The organism is Amycolatopsis pithecellobii (assembly GCF_009707865.1).
In the GTDB taxonomy this organism is placed as follows: Bacteria; Actinomycetota; Actinomycetes; order Mycobacteriales; family Pseudonocardiaceae; genus Amycolatopsis_E; species Amycolatopsis_E pithecellobii.
Genome location: NZ_WMBA01000013.1, coordinates 113,559 through 129,504, shown reverse-complemented (window position 1 = coordinate 129,504; position 15,946 = coordinate 113,559). Strand labels below are relative to the sequence as shown.

16 protein-coding genes and 1 pseudogene are annotated in these 15,946 nt (G+C 69.0%); 12 read left to right on the top strand and 5 right to left on the bottom strand.

Annotated elements, in window-relative coordinates; translation table 11 throughout:
- A pseudogene (locus GKO32_RS11705) lies at positions 1-262 on the bottom strand (amidohydrolase family protein); the annotation flags it as partial.
- Positions 263-398: 136 nt separating this feature from the next.
- On the opposite strand from GKO32_RS11705, the gene GKO32_RS11700 reads away from it, so the two are divergent.
- Positions 399-1,697 (top strand): MFS transporter, encoded by a 1,299-nt coding sequence (locus GKO32_RS11700; protein WP_154756848.1) that lies wholly within the window; start codon positions 399-401, stop codon positions 1,695-1,697.
- A gap of 55 nt (positions 1,698-1,752) precedes the next feature.
- Positions 1,753-2,049 (top strand): SDR family oxidoreductase, encoded by a 297-nt coding sequence (locus tag GKO32_RS40125; protein WP_312867809.1) that lies wholly within the window; start codon positions 1,753-1,755, stop codon positions 2,047-2,049.
- A gap of 529 nt (positions 2,050-2,578) precedes the next feature.
- Here the strand turns inward: GKO32_RS40125 and GKO32_RS11690 are convergent.
- On the bottom strand, positions 2,579-2,731 hold the full coding sequence (locus tag GKO32_RS11690) for a hypothetical protein (protein WP_154756847.1): 153 nt from the start codon (positions 2,729-2,731) through the stop codon (positions 2,579-2,581).
- A 78-nt stretch (positions 2,732-2,809) separates the two neighbouring features.
- Positions 2,810-3,274 carry a nuclear transport factor 2 family protein gene (locus tag GKO32_RS11685; RefSeq protein WP_154756846.1) on the bottom strand — a complete coding sequence of 155 codons (465 nt, stop codon included), beginning with the start codon at positions 3,272-3,274 and terminating at the stop codon, positions 2,810-2,812.
- A 106-nt stretch (positions 3,275-3,380) separates the two neighbouring features.
- On the opposite strand from GKO32_RS11685, the gene GKO32_RS11680 reads away from it, so the two are divergent.
- The 3 genes from GKO32_RS11680 to GKO32_RS11670 are packed head-to-tail and all read left to right on the top strand — an operon-like array spanning position 3,381 to position 6,255.
- Positions 3,381-4,148 (top strand): SDR family NAD(P)-dependent oxidoreductase, encoded by a 768-nt coding sequence (locus GKO32_RS11680; protein ID WP_154756845.1) that lies wholly within the window; start codon positions 3,381-3,383, stop codon positions 4,146-4,148.
- 14 nt (positions 4,149-4,162) lie between these two features.
- Positions 4,163-5,305, top strand: coding sequence for an epoxide hydrolase family protein (locus tag GKO32_RS11675; protein WP_154756844.1), 1,143 nt, complete (start codon positions 4,163-4,165; stop codon positions 5,303-5,305).
- Entirely contained in the window at positions 5,302-6,255 is a 954-nt protein-coding gene (locus GKO32_RS11670) for an MBL fold metallo-hydrolase (protein WP_166459496.1), read from the top strand. The genes GKO32_RS11675 and GKO32_RS11670 overlap by 4 nt, the downstream gene beginning before the upstream one ends.
- A 23-nt stretch (positions 6,256-6,278) precedes the next feature.
- Here the strand turns inward: GKO32_RS11670 and GKO32_RS11665 are convergent, their stop codons facing one another.
- On the bottom strand, positions 6,279-7,010 hold the full coding sequence (locus GKO32_RS11665; RefSeq protein WP_154756842.1) for a TetR/AcrR family transcriptional regulator: 732 nt from the start codon (positions 7,008-7,010) through the stop codon (positions 6,279-6,281).
- A 429-nt stretch (positions 7,011-7,439) separates the two neighbouring features.
- The gene (locus GKO32_RS11660) at positions 7,440-8,192 is read right to left on the bottom strand and encodes a GbsR/MarR family transcriptional regulator (RefSeq protein WP_154756864.1); all 753 of its coding nucleotides are present in this window, start codon (positions 8,190-8,192) and stop codon (positions 7,440-7,442) included.
- Between the two features lie 228 nt (positions 8,193-8,420).
- Here GKO32_RS11660 and GKO32_RS11655 point away from each other — a divergent pair, with 228 nt between their 5' ends.
- The 7 genes from GKO32_RS11655 to GKO32_RS11625 all read left to right on the top strand — a co-directional run bounded on the left by GKO32_RS11655 (position 8,421) and on the right by GKO32_RS11625 (position 15,943).
- On the top strand, positions 8,421-9,089 hold the full coding sequence (locus GKO32_RS11655) for a DUF4097 family beta strand repeat-containing protein (protein WP_154756841.1): 669 nt from the start codon (positions 8,421-8,423) through the stop codon (positions 9,087-9,089).
- A 42-nt stretch (positions 9,090-9,131) separates the two neighbouring features.
- Positions 9,132-9,950, top strand: coding sequence for an alpha/beta fold hydrolase (locus GKO32_RS11650; RefSeq protein WP_154756840.1), 819 nt, complete (start codon positions 9,132-9,134; stop codon positions 9,948-9,950).
- A gap of 364 nt (positions 9,951-10,314) precedes the next feature.
- On the top strand, positions 10,315-11,811 hold the full coding sequence (locus GKO32_RS11645) for an aldehyde dehydrogenase family protein (protein WP_312867808.1): 1,497 nt from the start codon (positions 10,315-10,317) through the stop codon (positions 11,809-11,811).
- On the top strand, positions 11,808-13,130 hold the full coding sequence (locus GKO32_RS11640) for an MFS transporter (protein WP_312867807.1): 1,323 nt from the start codon (positions 11,808-11,810) through the stop codon (positions 13,128-13,130). The genes GKO32_RS11645 and GKO32_RS11640 overlap by 4 nt, the downstream gene beginning before the upstream one ends.
- Positions 13,130-13,810: a VOC family protein gene (locus GKO32_RS11635; protein ID WP_154756862.1), complete on the top strand. Its 681-nt coding sequence runs from the start codon at positions 13,130-13,132 to the stop codon at positions 13,808-13,810. Before GKO32_RS11640 ends, GKO32_RS11635 begins: the two co-directional genes overlap by 1 nt.
- Before the next feature lie 68 nt (positions 13,811-13,878).
- Complete coding sequence (locus GKO32_RS11630; protein ID WP_154756838.1) at positions 13,879-14,808, top strand: LysR family transcriptional regulator; 930 nt, start codon at positions 13,879-13,881, stop codon at positions 14,806-14,808.
- Between the two features lie 100 nt (positions 14,809-14,908).
- Positions 14,909-15,943, top strand: coding sequence for an amidohydrolase family protein (locus tag GKO32_RS11625; RefSeq protein WP_154756837.1), 1,035 nt, complete (start codon positions 14,909-14,911; stop codon positions 15,941-15,943).
- The last annotated feature ends 3 nt before the right edge of the window (positions 15,944-15,946 follow it).

Here is a 15,946-nt window from a genome sequence, read left to right as displayed (position 1 = left end):
GCCCCACCCACCCGACGACGCCGGCCACCGAGGGTTGCTCCTCGGCAAGCCGGAGCAGCAGCTCGGTCTCCTCAGTGCACGTGCCCGCCTGCACCAGCACGACGTCGTCGATCCCCGCGGCGTCAAGTTCGGCCCGCAGCCGGGCCCACGGGAAGGCCTGCCGGACCGCGTGCCAGGACTCGGGCCGCTCGTCGAGCCAGTCGAGCCAGGGCTCACGGCGCGCCCAGACGTGGGCGTGTGTGTCGACGCGTCGTCGCGTCATCAGAACCACCTCCACATGTACTTTAGTACATCTATAGCAGCAGATACTTCTCCTTGACAGGCTCGGATACGCCGGAGCACACTCTCTTTGTCTGTACTTCAGTACATCAAATTCGCCGACAAAGAGGTCGACATCGATGAACCCTGTCCCGGACACCCACGCCCTCCTCGACGCTGCGGAACCACAGCTGAGCGCTCGCGCCGAGCTACGCACCCATTGGTCGCTGCTGCTGGCCGCGGTTCTGGGGATCTCCGTCGGGATCGCGGCGATCCCCGGTAACGCGCTGGCCGTGTTCCTGCGCGCCATGCAGCAGGAGCTCGGCTGGTCGCGCGCCGAGATCTCCTTGGGCGGCACGATCGTTCTGCTCGTCGTCGCCGGGGTCTCCCCGTTGCTGGGCTGGGTGGTCGACCGGGTGCGCACCATTTGGATCGTCGTCGTCGGGCTGCTCGGTCTCGCGGGGTGCCTGCTGCTGTTCAGCGTGCTCGGCCCGAGTCTCGGGCTGTACTACGGCGGATGCGTCCTGATGGGCGTCGCCGGTGCGGGATCGGCGACGGTGCCCTATGCGCGTGTCGTGAGCACCGCGTTCGTCCGCGCGAAGGGGTTCGCGCTCGGACTCTCCACCATCGGCACGGGACTAGCCGCGTTCGTCCTGCCGGTCGTGCTCGCTCCCTATGCGGCCGCGATGGGCTGGCGCGCCGGGTTCGTGGTGCTGGCCGGCACGGTCGCCACCGGCGCCGTGGTCATCGCATTCCTGATGTGGCGCTCGCCCCTCGCGACCCGGCCCCCGACTCGGCTGCGACGCGGCGACGTTCAGGCCGGCACCGGGCTGCCTCTGGGCGAGGCGGTGCGGACCCGCACATTCTGGACACTGATCGCGTGCTTCCTGCTGGTGATGTTCGCGATCCTCGGCCTGCAGCAGCAACTGCTGTCCTACCTGCAGGACGTGGGAGTCGGTGTGGCGGACGCGGGACGTATCGCGAGCCTCTCCGGCATCGGGGTGATCATCTTCCGGCCGCTCGCCGGCTGGGTCTACGACCGCGTCTACGCGCCGCTAGCTGCCGCGATCGGCTTTTTCATCGCGACTGTGTGCATCGTCGCGCTCGCCGTGTTCGGCGCCGGCGCCGCCCCGTTCGCCGCGCTCGCGATCGGCCTCGTGAGTGGCGCCGAATTCGATCTGATCGGCTATCTCGCCGCCCGCTACTTCGGTGCCCGTTCCTACGGCCGCATCTATGGGCTGTTCTACCTCGCCGCCACCGCCGGCGGCGCGCTGTCCGGGGTCTTCTACGGGGCGGTGCAGGACGCCACCGGCTCGTACCTGGCCGCGATGTACACCACGGCGGCCCTGCTCGTCGTCGGCGCCGGGCTGCTGCTGAGCCTGCGGCGGTACCCGCCCCTCGAACCGGCCACCGTCTCCGAGAGCCCCGCCGCGGCATGAACGGTCCGACCGGCGAGGTCGCCCTGATCTCGGGTGTCGCGCGCGGGCAGGGCCGGTGCGCGCAGATCGACACGGTCGCCCGGTTCGGCAGGCTCGACATCGTCGGTCGAGGGCAAGATCCCGGCGTTGGCCAGCAGACGCCCGCCCTGCTCGCGGGCAGGCGTGGGGGCTCGGTGGTGATCACCAGCTCCGCGGTCCGCCTCAAGGGCATCGGCGACGGGCGGGCCGGGGTGATGGGCTACTGGAGTGCGCGGACGTGTCCAACGCCGTGGTGTTCCTGTGCTCGGAGGAGGGCCGCTACGTGTCGGGCCAGACCTTCACCGTCGACGCCGGCTTCTGCGTGCGAGCCTGACGTGCGACTGGTCACCTACACCCCCCGCGGCGGTGGTCCGGCCCGCCTCGGCGTCCTCGACGGGCCGACGGTCGTCGACCCGTCGCGGGTCCTGCGCGCCGCGGAGCGGGCGGCCCGGACGAGATGTACGACGAGGCGGTGCTCCTGGTCGCCGTGCTGCGCCCCGGGTACGGGCCGGAGGTGTCCGGTGAGCTGCGGGAGTGGTGCCGGGCCCCGCATTCAAGATTCCCACGGCCTTCCGGTTCGTCGAGGAGCTGCCGCGCGCGAGCGTCGGCAAGATCCGCAAGGCAGATCTGCGCTTTCCGCCGACGGCGTGACCACTGACCCACTCTCGAACCAGGTGCTCGGCCGGGACTCCTCCCGGCCGAGCACCCGCGTGAGGTGACCGGGGCCGGTTCGGGCGCCGACCCCACTGCGAGCTGCAGGTCCACCAGGTGCAGCCGGGCGTCGGGCCGGACCGGGACCATCCAGTCCTTGATGTAGCCCGGGAAACGGTCGAGGAGCACCCAGCGCCCGTCCTCGAGCACGATCAGTGCACGAGTGCGGTCACGTCGATCTCGACGTCGTGCACGGTGGCCCGTATGAGGAGCATGCCCTCGGCCTCGGCCGGCGCCCGCGGTCCGTCCACCCGGATCCGGCTGGGCCCGATCATGTGCTGCGACAGCCTGCCGTCGCGCCGCATGCCCTGATCTGTGTGGTCATTGACCCTCTTCGATCATGTATTTGAGTACATTTGCGGCGTCCCCGAGCCGTGCTGAGGTCAGGCGCCGTGCCGGAGGAGTTCGCCGGCGTCGAACGAGTAGTTCTCGAAGATCGACCGCTCGCAGATCCTCCACTCGCCACCGACCCGGCGCAGCTTCAGGTCGTACCGGCCACCGAGCCCGGTCACCCGGGGATCGGCGCCGTCTCGCAGGGCGGACACGCACCACAGGTCGGCGGTGCAGGTCGCCTCGTCACCGTCCACGTCGATGATGTGGTTGGTGACGAAGTGCTGGCCGAAGATGTACTTGTCCATCTCGGCGAAGTACCGGTCGGCGAGCTCGTCGACCGAGACCTCCCGCGGTTCCCAGTCCGGGATCACGACGGTCGCCGCGAGCAGCACCCGCTCAGTGAAGCAAGTCTTGTACGCCTCGCGGTCCACGGTGTCCTGCGCACGCGAGAGCCGGGCGAGGGTCCTTCGGATCCCCAGCTCGTCGGCCACTCGCTGTACCAGTTCGTCGGTCATCGTCGCTCCTTCACTTCACGGACCGTGACGATGTCAGAGTACACAATTTTAGTGTACTCGGGTACAGTTACTTCGCACATGCCGAGAACCACAGGAAGGGGTTCGGATGAGCCAGGACATCATGGGCGACATCACGGGCAAGGTCGTCGTCGTCACCGGCGCCGGGCGAGGCCTCGGCAAGGCCATCGCTCTCGGACTGGCGCAGCGAGGGGCCAAGATCGCCGTGCTGACCCGGGAGAAGGACCAGACCGAGGAGATCGCCGCGGAGTTGGAGGCGATCATCGGTCCCGACGGCACGCTGGCGCTCTGCACGGACGTCTCCGACGAGGACCAGGTACGCGAGGCGGCAGCCGCTGTGGAGAAGCGGTGGGGGCGGGTCGACGGGCTCGTCAACAACGCCGCGGTCATGCCGCCGATGACCCCGGTCGTCGACCTCGAGCTCGACCTCGTCCGCCAGGTCTTCGACGTCAACCTGGTGGCCTGCTTCTCCACAACCAAGCACTTCGCGCCGATCATGGTGCGAAGTGGCGGCGGTCGGATCGTGTACATCAGCAGCATGATCGGAGTGCAGGCGAACCCCGGCCAGAGCGTCTACGGCGCCGCCAAGGCCGGACTGACCCTGCTGTCCAACGTGGTGCACCGGGAGATGGCGGACCAGGGCATCAGGACTGTCGCGCTGGCCCCGGGGCTCACCGACACCCCAGGGATGCGGACGATCGCGAGCGACGAGTACATCGAGCGGGTGTCGAGCTCGTACCCCGGCGGACGGGTCGGCCAGCCCGAGGACGTCGTCCCCTTCGTCGCGTTCCTCTGCAGCGGCGCCGCCCAGCACCTCTCCGGCACCCTGCTGCCCATCCGCCCGGTCACCGGCTGAGCCCAGGAGCGTCCATGAACACCGGCACCGAGCTACACCCCTTCGAGATCCATATCCCGGACGAGGCGATCCGCCGCCTGCAGGACCGCCTCGCCGACACCCGGTTCCCGGAGCGCGAGACCGTCGACGACTGGTCACAGGGCATCCCGCTGGACTACACCAAGCACCTCTGTGCCGTGTGGGGAAAGGAGTACGACTGGCGTCGCGTCGAGTCGGAGCTCAACGCCCGAGACCAGTGGATCACCCGGATCGACGGGCTCGACGTCCACTTCCTCCACGTCCGCTCCGCCCGCCACGACGCCCGGCCCCTGCTCGTCACCCACGGCTGGCCCGGGTCGGTGATCGAGGCCCTCGACGTGATCGACGGGCTGGTCGACCCGCCGGCCGACCAGCCCGCGTTCCATCTGGTCCTCCCGTCGCTGCCGGGGTACGGGTTCTCCGGCAAGCCGGCTCGGCCGGGCTGGAACCTCACGCGGATCGCCGACGCCTGGGCCGAGCTGATGGCCCGACTCGGCTACGACCGGTTCCTCGCGCAAGGCGGGGACTGGGGCGCTCAGGTCACCACCACGCTGGCACTGCGGCACCCGGACCGGGTGGCGATGATGCACACCACCGTGCCATGGGCACCGAGGCCCGACGGCGTCACCGACGACGAGCTCACCGACGTCGAACGGCAGTGGCTGGCCGAACGCGCCGAGTTCGTCCGCACCGGTCTCGGCTACGCGATAGAGCAGTCCACCCGACCGCAGACCCTCGGCTACGCCCTCACCGACTCCCCCGTCGGCCAGCTCGCCTGGATCGCGGAGAAGTACTTCGAGTTCACCGACCACGACGGCACGCCGGAGAGTGCCGTACCGCTGAACCGTGTTCTCGACACCGTCTCGCTCTACTGGTTCACCGCCACCGGCACCTCGTCGGCCCGGATGTACTGGGAGAGCCACGGTGCCATCGACATGGTCACGCCGGTGACCGTCCCCACCGGCGTGTCGGTCTTCCCGCGGGACCTGATGAAGCTCCCCCGCGCCTGGACCGCCGCCCGCTACCGGGACCTGCGCCACTGGCGGGCCCTGCCGCGCGGCGGCCACTTCGCCATGCTGGAGGTACCCGACGTGTTCGTCGACGAGGTCCGGACCTGCTTCGCGGGAGCACCCCGGTGAGCGACCGCGGGCTGCAGGATCTCGGCGACGGCTGCCACGCCTGGCTCGAACCGCCGGGCTGCTGGGGCTTCGCGAACTCCGGCCTGGTCGTCGACGGGGGGCAGGCCCTGCTCGTCGACACCCAGAACGACATGCGGATGGCCCAGGATCTCCGGGCCGCGATCGACGGGCTGGTCGGACGCCCCGTCGTCGACCAGGTGGTGAACACCCACGGCGACGGCGACCACTGGAACGGCAACGTCCTGTTCTCCGACGCCACCATCATCGCCTCCGAGCCGACGCTGGCGGACATCCGCGGGCACTGGCTCGATCCCTCGAAGATCGACGACTACGCGATCGGGGACAACGCCTTCGCGGAGTTCATGCGATGGCGACAGTGCGTGTTCGACTACACCGGCTGGCGCCCGGTGCACCCAAACCAGACGTACGCCGGCGAGCTGGCACTCAGTGTTGGGCACCGCGAAGTCGAGCTGTCCGAGCTCGGGCCCGCCCACACGTCCGGCGACACGATCGCCTGGGTGCCGCACGCCGGCGTCCTCTTCAGCGGGGACTTGCTGTTCACGGCGTCCACCCCGATCATGTGGGCGGGACCGCTGTCGAACTGCCTCGACGTCTGCGACCGCATCCTCGCGCTCGAGCCACGGGTGATCGTGCCCGGCCATGGTCCGCTCATCGACGCCGCAGGCGTCCGACCGGTCCGTGAGTATCTGGCCCACGTGCAGGGCTTCGCCGTCGAGTCGTACCACGCGGGCCGCAGCCCGGCGGAGGCCTACCAGGCGATCGACCTGGCCCGCTACGCCGACTGGCCTCACCTGTCCCGGACCTACCAGAACATCCGCCTGGTCTACCGGGAACTGGATCCGGAGCGGTTCACCGCAGACGTCCGGGAGACACTCGACCTCGTTTACGGCGACGACCACGGCTCCTGGCGCGCGATCGGCGACGCGTAGGGCCGGTGGCCGGTGCCCTTTCTTCAGGGCACCGGCTGCCGGACCGCCTCCAGGGACCGAACGAGGTCGACCGCCTCCCCGACCTGCCGACGATCGCCGTCGACGCACAGCCCGGTCAGGACGAGTCTCATCCGAAGCAGCAGGTTCTCGAACAGCGCGTTCACTGCCGGTTCATGTGCGGGGTCGGCCCAACGCCACAACGCGTCGAAGTAGACCGCACGGATCACATCGCCCGCAGCGTCCGCGTCGAGCTCGGCGACGAACTCGCCCGTCTTCTGCCCTTCGCGCACCACCACAGCGAACATCTGCGCCGCGACCGGCTCGTCGAGGATCGGCCCACCGAGCCGGATCCAGGCACCGACGAAGACCCTGGCCTCGGCGCGGCGCCGCTCGTAGATGTCGGCCATCACGCGCATGATGACCAGCAACCGGGACGACGCCGAGGGCACGCCCGGCTGCGGAGCCTCCATGGCGTCGTGGAGTTCGACCCGCCGCTCCGCGGTCCACGCCGCGACGAAGTCCTCCTTACGCGGGAAATGGTTGAACGCCGTCTGACGCGCGACGCCGGCGTCCTTGGCGATCTCGTCGTAGCTGGTCTCCTCGTAGCCGTTGCTCACGAAGAGCCGCCGAGCAGAGCTGAGCAGCCGATCCCGCGTCTCCCGCTTGCGCGACTCCCGCCGCGAGGAGGCTGTTCGGCCATCCTCCGCGGGTTGCCCCGAGCGGGTGGAGTCGCCCTCGTCGTCCTTCTCCCGCATCCGGCTCGCTCTCCCGTCGTCGCCTCACCAGGCGCATTGGCCACCCATTCACTGGATCCGAGTCTACCGAGTGGGCGACTTCGACGCGAAGATCGCCGACGCCCGGCACGACCGCGCTGTTAGACGAGCAAGTCCGAGGTGTGGTTGGTGGTCGTAGGCGATCAGGGATCGTGATCGGCTGGCCGGTGGCGCGGTGGTGCCAGACGGTGGCGGTTGCGGTAGGAGGGGCGTAGTAGCTGTATGCCACGGTTGGTGAGGTCGTGGTCGAGTGTCTTGGACACGTATCCCGGCGACCGGGCCAGCCAGGACACCGCCCGGACCCAGGTCCAAGTACAGCGCACCGCATCCTGAGCCCGGCCGTTCAAACTCCACCGCCGCTGTCGAGCGCGCGCGTCGACGTACCCGTTTCTTTGGCATCAAGGATCGGTCTCAGACTTGTCCTGAACTTGGCGTGGCGGTGCCGGCTGACTCCGGTTCGGTATTGGTGGAAAGGATTTCGCGGACCTGCTCTGCGGCGCGGAGGATGCTTTCGCTGATGAAGTCGCTGAAGCGGGCAATATTCTCGAGGCGGGTGGCGGCGGGCGTGCCGGGGCCGAGAACACTGACGCCCCGCCGCGCGGTCGCGGCGACCTGGGCCGTGCCGCGGGCGCTGGCGATCGTCGAGCGGTACCAGACGTCGTCGTCGACGAAGTAGCGCTCGCGGCGGCGTTCGTCGCGCTCGCGGCGGATGAGGCCCTGATCTTCGAGGAACGCGATCGCTTTCGACACCGACGCCGGGCTGACCTGGAGGTGCCCGGCGAGTTCGGACGCGGTGAGGCTGCCCGCGTCGGCCGTGAAGAGGCAGGTCAGGACCCGGGCCATCATCTTGGGCAGGCCCTGTTGCATCAGGAGGGTGGTGAACGCCTCCTCGTATTCGCGCACGGCCTCGTCGTCACGTCCGCGGGCCGGCGCCGGCCCTTGCGGTCCTCGGGGCACGGCCCGCCTGCGCCGAGCGCGGTGTTCGGTGGCGCGATGGGCCAGGTCGGCGCGGTAGCCGGTGGGGCCGCCGTTGCGCATCACCTCCCGCGTAATCGTCGACGTGGGCCGGTCGAGACGCCGGGCGATCTCCGCGTAGGCGAGACCGTCGGCTACGCCCATCGCGATCTGCTGGCGTTCCTGCTGAGTGAGCCTGCCTCCTGGCATCGCGATCTCCCTTCGCGTGTCACTGGTGCCGCCAGAGCGTAGCGTTCGTCCGCAGTCCAATGCAACGGAACTGGTGCCGACCATTGCGTTAAATTTACACCGATTGCAACGAAATTAGCCTGTTGACCTGCATGAATTCCTATATCATGCAACGCGCGTGTTGTGTGATTCTCGAACGCAACGTAGCGTTTCTAGTATCAGAAACTTAGAGCACGCGAGGAGAGCATGATGCAGAAGTTCGAGACCCCCACCACGATCTCCGCCGTCCTGGCCGTCCCGGCCGGGCGCATCCAGGTCATCGCCGCCGACCGAGCCGACGCCACCGTCGAGGTCGTGCCCGCCAACGCCGCCAAGGCCCGCGATGTGAAGGCGGCAGAGCAGACCACCATAGAATTCGGCGACGGCGTCCTGCGAGTGAAGGCCCCGGCGGAGAAGAACCAGATCCTTGGCCCGTCCGGATCCATCGAACTGACCGTCCAACTGCCCGCCGGCTCGAACATCGAGGCAACGGCCGCTGCCGTCGAATTCCGGGGCGTCGGACGGCTCGGCGACGTCGTCTGCCAGGGCGTGCACGGTGCGGTCAAGATCGACGAGGCCGCGACTGCGCGGGTGGCCGCCCACGGCGGTGACGTCACGGTCGGCCGCCTGACCGGCCCCGCCGAGATCAGCACCCGGAAAGGCGGCATCCACATCGCCGAGGCCACCTCCGGCACCGTCGTCCTGCGTACCCAGATGGGCGACGTGACGATCGGCGCCGCTCACGGAGTTTCCGCCTCCCTGGACGCCGGCACCGGCTACGGCCGGCTCACCAACACACTCAAGAACACCGACGGCGCCGCGGACCTGAACATCCACGCGACCACCGGCCACGGCGACATCACCGCCCACAGCCTGTAACGAACCCGTCAGGTCCAGCCTCACCCGACCAGGAGAATTCACATGACCAAGAACAGCACGTCCGCGACCAATTCGACCTGGACCGGCATGGTGGCGGTCGATGACACGGCCCTGGCCGTCACCGACACCGGCGGGCCCGGTATCCCCGTGGTCTACCTCAACGGCCAGTTCGCCACGCAGGGATACTGGCGGAAAGTCGTCGCCGACCTCGGACCCGGCTTTCGGCACATCACTTACGACGAGCGGGCCCGCGGCAAGAAATCGAAGAAGTCGGCCGACTATTCCTTCGAGGCCGCCGTCCGGGATGTCGATGCCGTTCTCGCTGCCAGGGACGTGGACCGGCCGCTGGTGGTGGGCTGGTCCTACGGGGCGTTCGTCGCGGCGCACTGGACCAGCCGGAATCCACAACGCGCCGTGGGCGCCGTCCTGGTCGACGGCGCGCAACCCTACGACTGGATGGACGAGGCCATGGAGCAGCGGATCCGGAAGCTGTTCAAGCGGCTGGGCTGGTTCACCCCGCTGCTGCGCCCGACAGGCCTGACCCCGCGGCTGAGCGCCGAACAACAAGCGAACAGCAACATCGAACTCGGCTGGCTCTCCCGCGACAGCGAGCTGAGCCCCGTGCTGGACAACATCACCGTCCCGGCGCGGTATGTGCTTGCCTCGGGGACGTCCTTCGGAAGCAAAGGCGACGAGCAAGAACGGATCCGCGCCAGCGTCGGCGCGGTGACCGCCCGCAACCCGAACATCAAAGTGAGCGCGAAAGTCGCCAGCAACCACGGCGCCATCCTCAAAAAAGACTTCCATGCCATCGCCGGCGCTGTACGCGAAGTCGCCGCCCTCGATCACAGGCCGAGCTAAACCCTCACCAGCGCACCCGATCCATTCCCGGCGAGCTTTTTCGCCAAGGGGCTGGGTGGCACGGTTGAGATCGGTGCGCCCCATAACGTCTCCACGGCGATCACTACAACGCGGCCGACGTCGTAGGCGCCGCAGACGACCGCCGCGCCACCGGCCTGTATGAATTCCCCGCATAACACCGGACGGCGAACCGATAGACCCACCGGCAACAAGCTCGACCACCAGCACGCGGGAGCCGGACCGGCCGACAAAGTATAGAGCCGATCTATTTCGTCCATAGCCATAATTGGCTTCCTTGTGGACTCTGCTCATCTCAGGATTTGTGGCAATGAGTCCGGCGAACGAATCCTGAATGGAGTGTGACGTGACGGAATCAACGAGGCCGGTGGAGGTGATCCACAGCCGATGGTCGTCCGAGGACGAGGCCGACCGGTTCACTGTGGACAATCCCGCGACCGGTAGGCCGCTGGCGGTCATTCAGGGCGCGGGCGAAAAGGAAGCCGATCTGGCCGTGCAGGCGGCCCATGATGCGCACTTCGCGTGGAAGGCCCGGACGCCGCGGGAACGTGGCCGGTGGCTGTGGAAGATCGCCCAGGCGGTGCGCGAGCACGCGGACGAGATCGCGGTGCTGGAGTCCAGTGACAACGGCAAACCGCTCTCGCAAGCCCGCCAGTTCGACCTGGAGGCGGCGATCGCGATCTTCGAATTATTCGCGAGCCTGTGTGAGGCCATGCCGAACCAGGTCCGCGACACGGGCGGCACCCTGGACATCACCACGCTCGAGCCCTACGGCGTGGTCGCGGCGATCGTGCCGTTCAACTGGCCGCCGTTGCATGCCGCGGGCAAGCTGGCGCCGGCGCTGGCCGTCGGCAACGCGGTGGTGATCAAGCCGCCCGAGCAGGCACCGCTGTCGGTGCTGCGGGTCGCGGAGCTCGCTCAGTCGATCCTGCCCGACGACGTGGTGCACGTCGTGCCGGGCGGGGGCAAGGTCGGGGCCCGGCTGGCCGCGCACAAGCTGGTCGGCAAGATCTCCTTCACCGGAGCGCCGGCAACGGGGGCTGCCGTGATCAAGGCCGCGGCCGACAACCTCACGCCGACCTTGATGGAGCTCGGCGGCAAGAACCCGTTCATCATCTTCAATGACGCGGATCTGGAGTCGGCGTTGCCGTGGGCGGTCGAAGGCGGTTTCTTCAACCAGGGCGAGGCATGCACGGCCGCATCGCGCGTGCTGGTGCAGTCCGAGATCTACGACGAAGTCGCCGGCCGCTACGCCGAAGCCGTGCCGCGGCTGCGGGTCGGCAATGGGGCCGATGCCGGCACGCATGTCGGGCCGATGGTCACCGATGCCCAGCGCAGGAGGGTTCTGGACTACATCGACATCGGTGTCGGCGAGGGTGCCACACTCGCCGCGCAGGCGGCGTTGCCGCGCGACCCTGCGCTGGTCGGCGGGTACTACGTGGCGCCGACCCTGTTCACCGGCGTTCATCGCGACATGCGCATCGCGAACGAGGAGATATTCGGCCCTGTCGTGGCCTTGATCCCGTTCCACGACGAAGCCGAGGCGATCAGCATCGCCAACGGCACCGACTTCGGTCTGGTCGCGGGGGTCTTCACCCAGGACTCCGAGCGCGCGTTGCGGGTGAGCCGTGCTCTGCGGGCGGGGATGGTTTTCGTGAACAACTACAACCGTGCCTTCACCGGCACCCCGTTCGGCGGCGTGGGCGCGAGTGGCTACGGCCGCGAGCACGCACTGGAAACCTTGCACGAGTTCGGCTACAGCAAGAGCATCCGGCTGCCGTCGGGCGTGAGCGAGATCCCGCGCTGGGCGCCGTCGCTCGAAGTCACGGGACGGAATCCGTGACCACGACCGCCGCCGGGGCGGCGGCTGCGCCCGAGGTCCGGCGCCGGGCACTGCGCAAGGTCGCGTGGCGCCTGGTTCCGCTGGTCCTGCTGATGTACACCACCGCGTTCCTGGACCGGGTGAACCTGGGCACGGCTGCGCTGACCATGAACTCCGACCTCGGTCTGTCGGCGGCCGCGTTCGGGCTGGCCACCGGCATCTTCTCCGCGGGTTACATCGTGCTGCAGATTCCCAGCAACATGGCCCTGTACCGGATCGGACCCCGTCGCTGGCTTGGGCTGCTCATGTTCTGCTGGGGCGCGGTCGCCACGTGCACCGGTTTCGTGCAGGGCGAGGGTTCGCTGATCACGGTGCGCGTGCTGCTCGGTGCGGCGGAGTCCGGGTTCCTGCCCGGCATGCTGCTGTACCTGACCTACTGGTTCGCGCCCGCCCGGCGCGGGCTGATCAGCGTCATCGCGAGCCTGCCGCTCTACGCGGTGATCGGGACCCCGCTCTCGGCGGTGATCATGCAGGGCACCGACGGGCTCGGTGGTCTGGCCGGCTGGCGGTGGATGTTCATCTTCGAAGGCCTGCCCTCGGTGCTGATCGGGCTGCTCGTGCTCGGCTGGCTCATCGACCGGCCCGAGCGGGCGCGATGGCTCACCGCCGAGGAACGGGCTGCGCTGCGCACGGAGGTGCCCGCGCCCACCGAGGACCGGCCCCGCATCCGCCTGGCCGATCTCACCGCGCGCCTGCGCGACGTACGCCTGCTCACGTTCACGGTGGCGACCGGGTTGCTCTGGGTCGGGTTCTCCGCGCTGACCGCGTTCCTGCCGCTGATCATCAAGGGTTTCGCCGAGTCGTACCACACGAAGCTGAGCCTCGTGCAGACCGGGCTGATTACCGCGCTGGTCTACCTGCCGGCGATCGCGGCCGCGCTGTACTGGGCTCGGCACTCCGACCGGCACGCCGAACGCGTGTGGCATTCCGCGGCCGGTGCGCTGCTCGCCGCGGTGGGTGTGTTCGTCGCGATCAACGGCCACGGCCTGATCGTCACGTTGATCGGCACCGTCCTGCTCACCGCGGGAATCTACGCGAGCCTGTCGCTGATGTGGCAGCTGCCCATCGGCCACCTGAAACCCGGCCCTGCGGTCGCGGTCGGGATCGCGTTCACCACCACGCTGGGCAACCTCGGCAGTTTCGCCAGTCCCTACGTCATCGGCTGGCTGCGCGATTCCAGCGGGAACTTCGACAGCGGCCTGTACTTCGTCGCGGCCGCGCTGTTCGCGTGCGCCGCACTCACCGTTCTCGCCAACCGTATTCGTGCGAAGGAGTCATGATGCTAACCATCGACCACATCTCGCTCGGCACCAGGAACCTGTACGAGGGAACCGAACGGCTGTGCCGGGAGACCGGGTTCGGCCAGTACGAGGGCGGGTGGTTTCCCGGGCTGGGGATCGCCAACCGTATCGTGCCGCTCGGCGCGGACCAGTACATCGAGGTGGAAAGCGTCATCGACGCCTACTCGCCCGAGCACAACGCCTCCGACCGCTGGTTCTACGAGCAGATCCGCGGCGGCGACGTCTACCTCGGCTGGTGCCTGCGGGTCGACACCCGCGAGGAGCTGGCGGCGGTCGCGGCGCGGATGGGCACGGAGATCATCGAGACGGGTTTGCGGCAGCGGCCGGACGGCACGCTCAGCGCCCCCGCCCGCACGCCGGACACCGTGTCCTGCTGGCAACGCGGGGTGCCCAACGTGTTCCACCTCCCCGACATGAGCGTCCACCCGGCCGCCCAGCCCTGCACTCCGACGGTCACGCCACAGGGCATCGCGTGGCTGGAGGTCGGCGGTACCGAGGACGACATGCGGCGGTGGCTCGGGCCCCAGGCCGCTGATCTTCCGTTGCGGTACAACGGTGACCGCCCGGGCCTGTACACGGTCGCGGTGACCACTTCGGACGGTGAGGTCGTCATCCGGCGCACCGCCGTGACCGAGCCGGAACCCGTGGGCCGCGGCTGAGGCGATCCTTAGGATCAGGCGGTGGCCACCCGCGTGGTCACCGCCTGATCGTCCGGGAGGCAACGGAGATGGACTCTGCGAACCAGGGGGAGCCGCGCCCGTCGGGACTGGATCTGCCCCTGCTGCACGCACTGCACGCCCTGCTCACCGAGCGCAGCGTCACCGCGGCGGCCGCCCGCCTCGGCCGCAGCCAGCCCACGCTGTCCAGCGCGCTCGCCCGCCTGCGCCGGCACTTCGGTGACGACCTGCTGACGCGCTCGGGCAATCACTACGTCCTCACCCGGTTCGCCGAGCAGCTACGACCACTGACCGGAGTGGCCGTCGCCGCGGTCGGGCGGGTGTTCAGTGCCGAGGCCGAGTTCGACCCGGGCGAGACCCGTCGCGAGTTCACGATCGTGTCCTCGGACAACGGCATCAGCGTACTGGGCCGGCGGCTCGTGGCCCGAGTCGCCCGCGACGCACCGGGGGCGCGGATCCGGTTCTTGCCCGTCACCCCGGAGTCGATCAGCCGGAAGGACGAGTTCTACCGCACCGTCGACGGGGTCCTGATGCCGCACGGCTATCTCGACCTGCCGCGCAACATCGACCTCTACACCGACCGCTGGGTGTGCGTCGTGTCCGCGGAAAACACGCGCGTCGGCGAGCGGTTGACCATGACCGACCTGCAGGAGCTGCCCTGGGTCGCGACCTTCGAAGACCCGCTGGAACGGGCACCGGCCTGGCGTCAGATGGAGATGCTCGGCGTGGTGCCGCGGGTGTGCGCCACCGCGGAGTCGTTCCTGACCATGCCACAGCTCGTCCGGTCCTCCGATGCGGTGGCGCTGCTGCAGGAACGCGTGGCCGCACTGGTGGCCACTGGGCCGGAATTCCGGATCCTGGAGTGCCCGTTCGACGCCATCCCGCTCGTCGAGGCGTTCTGGTGGCATCCCATCCACGACGACGACCCGGGCCACTCCTGGCTGCGCGGTTGCCTCGCCGACCTGCGGCCCGACACATAGAGCCTGTCGATATTCCCTATCGGCAGGATTGGCTTCCTTCGGGGCCGCCCGTGGGCCAAGAATCGATGACGTCCCGCTCCCGGCTCATGGAGGCGCCCCGATGAACAGCCGCCCGGCATCAGTGTCCACTGTGGACGTGCACGCGCACGTCTGGCTGGACGAGGTGGAGAAACTCGCCGCCGGGCGACCCGGCTACCAAGCCCATGCCGAGCTGGAGCTGCGCCGGACCGGTCCCGGGTCGGCCGCCGTCAGCGCGGACCAGGCCGTGCAGCGGCGAATGCTGCTGACCGACTCCGGTACCCGGCTGTCCGCGATGGACGAGTCCGGAGTGGATATTCAGCTGGTCTCGGCGGTGCCGACGCAGTACCACAGCTGGGCCGACCGTGGGCTCGCCAGGGAGATCGTGTCCGCCACGAACTCGGGCGTCGCGGCGCAGTGTGCGCTGGCGCCCCACCGGCTGTGCGGGCTCGGCGTGGTTCCACTGCAGCATCCCGATCTCGCGGTCGCCGCCCTCGAGGACGCGGTCCTCGGCCACGGGCTCAAGGGGGTCGAGATCTCCTCACATGCGGCTGGTGTCGAGCTGTCCGACCGGCGGCTCGACGCCTTGTGGCAACGTGCCACCGAGCTGGATGCCGTGCTGTTCCTGCATCCCTGGGGCTGCACTTTGAACGAACGGCTGGCCCACTGGTATCTGTCCAACTCCGTGGGCCAGCCCGTCGAGCACGCCGTCGCCCTGTCCCATCTCATCTTCGGCGGCGTGCTCGACAGATATCCTTCACTGCGGCTGATCGCCGCCCACGGCGGCGGCTATCTCCCGGCGTTCCCCGGTCGCGCCGATCACGCTTGGCAGCACCGGCCCGACGCCCGCGGCTGCGTGGAGCCGCCGAGCTCCTACCTGCCGCGCCTGTGGTTCGACTCGCTCGTGCACACCCCGCTCGCGCTACGCAGGCTCGTCGAGACGGTCGGTTCCGACCGGGTGCTGATGGGCTCGGACTACCCGTTCGACATGGGCGTCCCCGACCCGGTCGCGCGCGTAAGCGCCGCAGGGCTCGGCCGGGAAACCACCGTCGCCATCACCGGCGGTACCGCGGCCAGGCTCGGGTTGATCCCCGCCGCGCTCGGACTGGCCCGCTGAAGA

What these genes read in the sequence shown, in the direction of transcription:
- GKO32_RS11685 (WP_154756846.1), bottom strand. Translation starts at nt 3,274, where the DNA reads ATGACCGACGAACTGGTACAGCGAGTGGCCGACGAGCTGGGGATCCGA.
- GKO32_RS11700 (WP_154756848.1), top strand. Translation starts at nt 399, where the DNA reads ATGAACCCTGTCCCGGACACCCACGCCCTCCTCGACGCTGCGGAACCA.
- GKO32_RS11665 (WP_154756842.1), bottom strand. Translation starts at nt 7,010, where the DNA reads ATGCGGGAGAAGGACGACGAGGGCGACTCCACCCGCTCGGGGCAACCC.
- GKO32_RS11655 (WP_154756841.1), top strand. Translation starts at nt 8,421, where the DNA reads ATGCAGAAGTTCGAGACCCCCACCACGATCTCCGCCGTCCTGGCCGTC.
- GKO32_RS11630 (WP_154756838.1), top strand. Translation starts at nt 13,879, where the DNA reads ATGGACTCTGCGAACCAGGGGGAGCCGCGCCCGTCGGGACTGGATCTG.
- GKO32_RS11660 (WP_154756864.1), bottom strand. Translation starts at nt 8,192, where the DNA reads ATGCCAGGAGGCAGGCTCACTCAGCAGGAACGCCAGCAGATCGCGATG.
- GKO32_RS11625 (WP_154756837.1), top strand. Translation starts at nt 14,909, where the DNA reads ATGAACAGCCGCCCGGCATCAGTGTCCACTGTGGACGTGCACGCGCAC.
- GKO32_RS11675 (WP_154756844.1), top strand. Translation starts at nt 4,163, where the DNA reads ATGAACACCGGCACCGAGCTACACCCCTTCGAGATCCATATCCCGGAC.
- GKO32_RS11635 (WP_154756862.1), top strand. Translation starts at nt 13,130, where the DNA reads ATGCTAACCATCGACCACATCTCGCTCGGCACCAGGAACCTGTACGAG.
- GKO32_RS11680 (WP_154756845.1), top strand. Translation starts at nt 3,381, where the DNA reads ATGAGCCAGGACATCATGGGCGACATCACGGGCAAGGTCGTCGTCGTC.
- GKO32_RS11690 (WP_154756847.1), bottom strand. Translation starts at nt 2,731, where the DNA reads ATGCGGCGCGACGGCAGGCTGTCGCAGCACATGATCGGGCCCAGCCGG.
- GKO32_RS11650 (WP_154756840.1), top strand. Translation starts at nt 9,132, where the DNA reads ATGACCAAGAACAGCACGTCCGCGACCAATTCGACCTGGACCGGCATG.